This is a genomic window from Halomonas sp., from assembly GCF_052095695.1.
Taxonomy (GTDB): Bacteria; Pseudomonadota; Gammaproteobacteria; order Pseudomonadales; family Halomonadaceae; genus Vreelandella.
Map to the genome: position 1 here is coordinate 1 of NZ_JBQDLQ010000138.1, position 5,567 is coordinate 5,567.

At 52.6% G+C, this 5,567-nt stretch carries 6 protein-coding genes; 5 read left to right on the forward strand and 1 reads right to left on the reverse strand.

Annotated elements, in window-relative coordinates:
- Nucleotides 1-701 (forward strand): aldehyde dehydrogenase family protein (locus ACTH5D_RS17040; protein ID WP_441673323.1); only part of this gene is annotated, 701 nt, incomplete at its 5' end.
- Nucleotides 702-771: 70 nt separating this feature from the next.
- Nucleotides 772-2,262 (forward strand): sodium/proline symporter PutP, encoded by a 1,491-nt coding sequence (gene putP / locus ACTH5D_RS17045; RefSeq protein ID WP_441673325.1) that lies wholly within the window; start codon nucleotides 772-774, stop codon nucleotides 2,260-2,262.
- 95 nt (nucleotides 2,263-2,357) lie between these two features.
- Here putP and ACTH5D_RS17050 read toward each other — a convergent pair whose 3' ends face one another.
- On the reverse strand, nucleotides 2,358-2,690 hold the full coding sequence (locus ACTH5D_RS17050) for a YqcC family protein (RefSeq protein ID WP_441673327.1): 333 nt from the start codon (nucleotides 2,688-2,690) through the stop codon (nucleotides 2,358-2,360).
- Between the two features lie 304 nt (nucleotides 2,691-2,994).
- Here ACTH5D_RS17050 and ACTH5D_RS17055 point away from each other — a divergent pair, with 304 nt between their 5' ends.
- The 3 genes from ACTH5D_RS17055 to rimK are packed head-to-tail and all read left to right on the forward strand — an operon-like array spanning nucleotide 2,995 to nucleotide 5,450.
- On the forward strand, nucleotides 2,995-4,032 hold the full coding sequence (locus ACTH5D_RS17055) for a DUF3549 family protein (RefSeq protein ID WP_441673329.1): 1,038 nt from the start codon (nucleotides 2,995-2,997) through the stop codon (nucleotides 4,030-4,032).
- 36 nt (nucleotides 4,033-4,068) lie between these two features.
- Nucleotides 4,069-4,509, forward strand: coding sequence for a putative ATP-dependent zinc protease (locus ACTH5D_RS17060; protein ID WP_301736033.1), 441 nt, complete (start codon nucleotides 4,069-4,071; stop codon nucleotides 4,507-4,509).
- A gap of 32 nt (nucleotides 4,510-4,541) precedes the next feature.
- The gene (gene rimK, locus ACTH5D_RS17065; protein WP_096279311.1) at nucleotides 4,542-5,450 is read left to right on the forward strand and encodes a 30S ribosomal protein S6--L-glutamate ligase; all 909 of its coding nucleotides are present in this window, start codon (nucleotides 4,542-4,544) and stop codon (nucleotides 5,448-5,450) included.
- The last annotated feature ends 117 nt before the right edge of the window (nucleotides 5,451-5,567 follow it).

A 5,567-nucleotide genomic window follows, 5' to 3' on the forward strand; every position in this document is an offset into this window, starting at 1 on the left:
CTGAGCAGGTGGTGGTTGATGTGGTGCAATCCGCGTTTCAAAGTGCCGGGCAGCGTTGCTCAGCATTGCGCGTGCTTTATCTTCAGGATGACGTGGCTGACCGGGTGATTGAAATTCTTAAAGGCGCGATGAACGAACTACACATTGGCGACCCTCGCGACTTGGGTACCGACGTTGGCCCCGTTATCGATGAAGATGCCCGTCAAAGTTTGCTTGAACATATCGAAAAGCTAAAAGCTGAAAATCGCCTTGTGGCGGAAACGCCGATGACTGCCGAACATACTCAAGAAGGTACTTTCGTCGCGCCGGTAGCGTTCACTATCGATAGCATTGATGCACTTACTCGCGAGCAGTTCGGTCCGGTGCTACATATTGTGCGTTACAAAGCCAGCGAGATTGATAAGGTAATTAACGATATCAATGGCCGCAACTACGGTTTAACGTTTGGTGTACATAGTCGAAACGAATCTTTTGCCGCTGAAATAGCGCAGAAAATGCGCGTAGGCAATGTTTATATTAATCGTAATATCATTGGTGCCGTCGTGGGTGTTCAGCCCTTTGGTGGCCAAGGGCTATCTGGCACAGGCCCAAAAGCCGGTGGGCCCCATTATCTGCAGCGCTTTGTGACCGAGAAAACGATTACCAATAATACTGCAGCTTTAGGAGGGAATGCGTCGCTATTGGCGCTTGGTGATGAGTAAACAGCTCATACAATACTAATAACCTGTCGGAGCTACATCCGGCCTCATAACTAAGAATAGGAGACGTTTTATGGCTATTGGCGTTTGGATCAGCCTTTTCGCTTACTTTGCGCTTATGATCGGCATTGGGCTTTATGCTATGCGCACATCCACATCCACTTCTGAAGATTATATTTTGGGCGGCCGAACACTCAGCCCCCAGGTAGCGGCTTTGTCGGCCGGCGCTTCAGATATGAGCGGGTGGCTGCTGCTGGGCTTGCCTGGCGCGATGTTTGTGTCCGGACTAGGCTCGGCCTGGATCGGTATCGGCCTGTTTGTGGGTGCCTTCTTCAACTGGATTTTGGTTGCACCACGCCTGCGTGAACAGACGGTTCACTACGGCAATGCCATCACCATTCCCGCTTTCCTGGCAAACCGCTTTCCGACGCGTGCGCTATCATTAAGAACGGTTTCGGCTGTCGTTATCGTCGTTTTCTTCGCGGTTTACACCGCATCAGGCTTAGTCGCCGGCGGCAAGCTGTTCGAAAGCGCATTTTCCGGCGTCGTCAGCATTGGTAGCCTGAGCGATTACACCGTTGGCATCATTATTACGCTGGGCGTGGTACTGGCTTATACCGTCATCGGCGGGTTCTTAGCCGTGAGCCTGACAGACTTCGTGCAAGGCTGCATCATGATGCTGGCGCTGGTAATCATGCCTGCCGTTGTCCTCTTTGGCGAAGGCGGCGGCGGCTTCAGCCAAGCGTCACAGACGCTGAATGAGGTCGATCCCACGCTGCTGTCTTGGACCGAAGGGCTGACCTTCATCGGCTGGCTGTCTGCGGTAACATGGGGCCTGGGGTACTTCGGGCAACCGCATATTATCGTGCGCTTCATGGCGATTCGAAAGCTGAAAGATGTACCGACTGCTCGAAACATTGGTATGAGCTGGATGGCCATCTCGCTGATCGGTGCCATTTCTCTAGGTATCTTCGGCCGCGCCTATGCAATTCGCAACGGCCTGGATGTCCAGGATCCGGAGACGATCTTTATCATTCTGGCGAACCTGCTGTTCCATCCGCTGGTAACCGGCTTCCTCTATGCAGCGCTACTTGCCGCGATCATGAGCACCATTTCTAGCCAGCTTCTGGTGGCTTCCTCATCACTAACCGAAGACTTCTATCGCCTGTTTTTGAATAAGCAGGCGTCGGAGAAACAAACAGTTGGCGTAGGCCGTATTAGTGTCGTTCTAGTAGGTTTGGTTGCGGCTGTTATTGCGTCTGATCCGGACTCACAGGTGCTAGGATTAGTGAGCAATGCTTGGGCAGGGTTTGGCGCGGCATTTGGCCCGCTGATTATTCTCTCGCTGATGTGGTCACGCACCAATGGCGCCGGTGCTATTGCGGGGATGATAGTCGGTGCTCTTACCGTGATGACCTGGATCTCGCTGGGCTGGAGTGGCGAGTTCATGGGTGGCCCCGGTGTTTACGAGATCATTCCTGGCTTTATCGCTTCCTTCATTGCCATTTTGATCGTCAGCAGCGTGACTGCCGATACCGGTGAATACCAGCACATTGACCGTTAGTACAGCATGAGTGCAGTAACTTGATGCTGCACGTGTAATTCACAAAGCCTGCCATTCGGCAGGCTTTGTGCGTTTCAAGGTGCAGCCAGCCAACTTCAGCTTTCAGTCACTATCTGATCAACCTTTTCTACCGATCGAACAACCAATACTAAATGATGGGCAGACACTTTCTCCTGCAGTAAATAGGCCGCCACTGCTGGCGCCACTTCGCATTTAGCCGGCATGGCAGCACCCGTTTCAATTAACGTATTCAAGCGCGCAACAAACACGAACCGTATCCATTGAGGAAGCGACATCGTATCGATGCAAAAAGGCTGCTGACTGGCCAATGCGTCAGCATCCGGTGTTGGCATACGCCATAAATCGGCGGCTTTCATCGATGCTTCGAGTTCAAGAAGCGCAGTTTGCAGCGTCTGGTAAATGCTCATAAATGCCTTGGTAAAGTGAAAAACTGTTTATTGAGTGATTATCCCAATTCGAACGCTTGCTTACCACAGGTCATCGCTTTTGGACATGGCCCATAGACCCACAGAAAACGTGCACGAGCCTGTGGATAAACTATGGAAAGGTGTCGCATCCTCAACTCTCATGCACCTTTCATCCTGTTGTTTAATTTTTAACCGCCCTGTCATTAACGCTATGCTTTATTACCCACGACGTTTTATTAACCGCTACGGCTGACAGTGTCACACCAGCAAGGTAGAGTGCGGGCTTGCAACGCGGAAGGATGTCATGCAACCAATTAAAACCCTTGATGAGTTTTTTACCCGTAGCGGTGCGGTGGTCTCCCTCTATTACATGGGGCGACGAGTGATTCCCTGTCCACGGGAATCACTCGCCGTCTTTGAGCGAGGTGAAATAGCGTGGGCGGAACCTTGGCAAGGACAGGCGCGAGTGGCCATTGTGTTTCGCCTGGGCGATATGCCTGAACCTGCGATTTGGTTTTTAGCCCTACCGCTGGATGAGCAAGGCCTATTGGCACCTGCTCAGCGCGATGCTTTTTTAAATCGACTGCTGGAGACATTAGGCCGTAATGCATCGCAACTAGGCCGTGAAGAAACTGCAGACGTGGATCATTTAATGAAGGATAATCCTCTCGCCTTCACGCCCAATATCACCTTTCAAGCGATGCTTAATGCGCGCGCCACGAGCGATATGGGATTACCTGCAAGCCAGCATTTCGAACCCGTTGAGGCTTATTTTAGCGGTCAACAAACGATTGACTGGCAGGCATTGGGGCTGCAGGGAATCGCTGATTATACTGTCCGTATGCAAGCGCATGAGAGCGCATCGCTAGCACGATTATTTGCGTCACTGCCTACCGCCGTTATCCACACGCTGTGCTACTGTTTAGAGCACAGGACATTTCCAGACACGTTAGCTTCTGCAATACACCGACGCGGTGAGACAGCCGCTCAAACGGGCGATATAGAAACTCTTTGCGCCTGCTTGCGTGCCGTTGGTACCGCTAGCGCACCGGAAGCTGGCGATTGGTACACGAGCATATTGAGCGATATCGCTGCCTGTGGACCTGATGTGCTGGCAGCAATCGCTGGCCGTGGCTGGCAGCATCTTGAAGACGCTCAGCGCCTGCCGCTTTTTCTGCAGCGCCTAGCAGAAGACGAACGTACTGACTTTGCGGCGGCAGTGCGAGACCTTGCTCTAATACCGCGGCTGCGTTTGCCCGTCATGATGGCCTTGCGGGATGCGCCAGCAGGCTCTGCTATTCAACATCGCTTAGCTATCATGACGTCACACAGGAACGCTTGATTTGATGCGGTCTGTTATATTTTTAAGGAGTGAGCCGTGAAGGAATTACCCTATCAGGCTAAGGCGGTCATTGGTCGCCGTGAAATGGTGACGCTACCCGAGCTAGGCCTTCATCTATGCTGCAAAGCAGATACGGGTGCACGCACGTCCGCCCTGCATGCAGAAGAAATTGAGACACATGAAGATGAGCATGGCCAACTTTGGGTAAGCTTTATAACCCATAGTGGCGGGCCAAAAACGCCTGCTCACCGCTATCAGTTACACCTACACGATAGACGCCGGATCACCAGTTCCAACGGTCATAGTGAATGGCGCTATGTTATTCGTACGCCTATGCAAATGGGTGATTTGAACTTCCCCGTTGAACTAACCCTGACTGACCGCAGCAATATGCGCCACCCCATGCTGCTAGGACGCCGCGCCATGCGCCGCCTGTTAGTTGCACCTGGCGCTGCGTTTTTGCACGGTGAGCCCTAATTTTTTAGTCGCCTTTAGCCCGGAGTTTTTACATGCATATCGCCCTGCTTTCGCGCAATCGCAATCTGTATTCGACCCGCCGTCTCATTGAAGCCGCAGAGCAGCGTGGGCATACCGCACGCGTAGTGGACACGCTACGCTGCTATATGAGCATTACCTCGCATCACCCTTCTATTCACTATAAAGGCGAAGAGATCGAGCCGTTTGACGCGGTGATCCCTCGCATCGGTTCATCGGTGACGTTTTACGGCTGCGCGGTGCTACGCCAGTTTGAAATGATGGGCACTTACGTTATTAACGATAACGTCTCGATTACTCGCTCGCGCGATAAGCTACGCTCACTTCAGTTGCTATCGCGTAAAGGGCTGGGCTTGCCAATTACCGGCTTTGCGCATTCACCTGATGACATTCCCGACTTAATCACCATGGTGAAAGGCGCGCCGCTGGTAATTAAATTACTCGAAGGCACCCAGGGCATTGGCGTGGTACTCGCTGAAACCAACCAGGCCGCTGAATCGGTCATTCAAGCCTTCATGGGCATGAAAGCTAATATCATGGTGCAGGAGTACATCAAGGAAGCACGCGGCGCAGACATTCGCTGCTTCGTGATCGGCGATAAAGTCGTAGCGACCATGAAACGCCAAGCGGCTGAAGGCGAGTTTCGTTCTAACCTGCACCGCGGCGGTACCGCCAGCGTCATTCGAATCACCCCGGAAGAACGCTCAACCGCTATCCGCGCCGCAAAAGCCATGGGGCTGCGAGTGGCGGGCGTTGACTTACTGCGCTCAAACCACGGCCCGGTGATTATGGAAGTTAACTCTTCGCCCGGATTGCAGGGTATTGAGAACGCTACCGGCAAAGATATTGCGGGAATGATCATCGAGCATATTGAAAAAAATGCGGTTCCAGCACGTAAAGCCCCACCCAAGCCTAAAGGCTAAGGTGGAAATTCAAAAATAATCCGTTTTGGGGTGGCAAATCATCGCTGCCACCCCCACAATCGGCGTCACCGAAGGAGGTAGACGCTCATGTTTCTCGATAATCGCCAAGTGGCGATG

What these genes read in the sequence shown, in the direction of transcription:
- ACTH5D_RS17055 (WP_441673329.1), top strand. Translation starts at nt 2,995, where the DNA reads ATGCAACCAATTAAAACCCTTGATGAGTTTTTTACCCGTAGCGGTGCG.
- rimK (WP_096279311.1), top strand. Translation starts at nt 4,542, where the DNA reads ATGCATATCGCCCTGCTTTCGCGCAATCGCAATCTGTATTCGACCCGC.
- ACTH5D_RS17050 (WP_441673327.1), bottom strand. Translation starts at nt 2,690, where the DNA reads ATGAGCATTTACCAGACGCTGCAAACTGCGCTTCTTGAACTCGAAGCA.
- putP (WP_441673325.1), top strand. Translation starts at nt 772, where the DNA reads ATGGCTATTGGCGTTTGGATCAGCCTTTTCGCTTACTTTGCGCTTATG.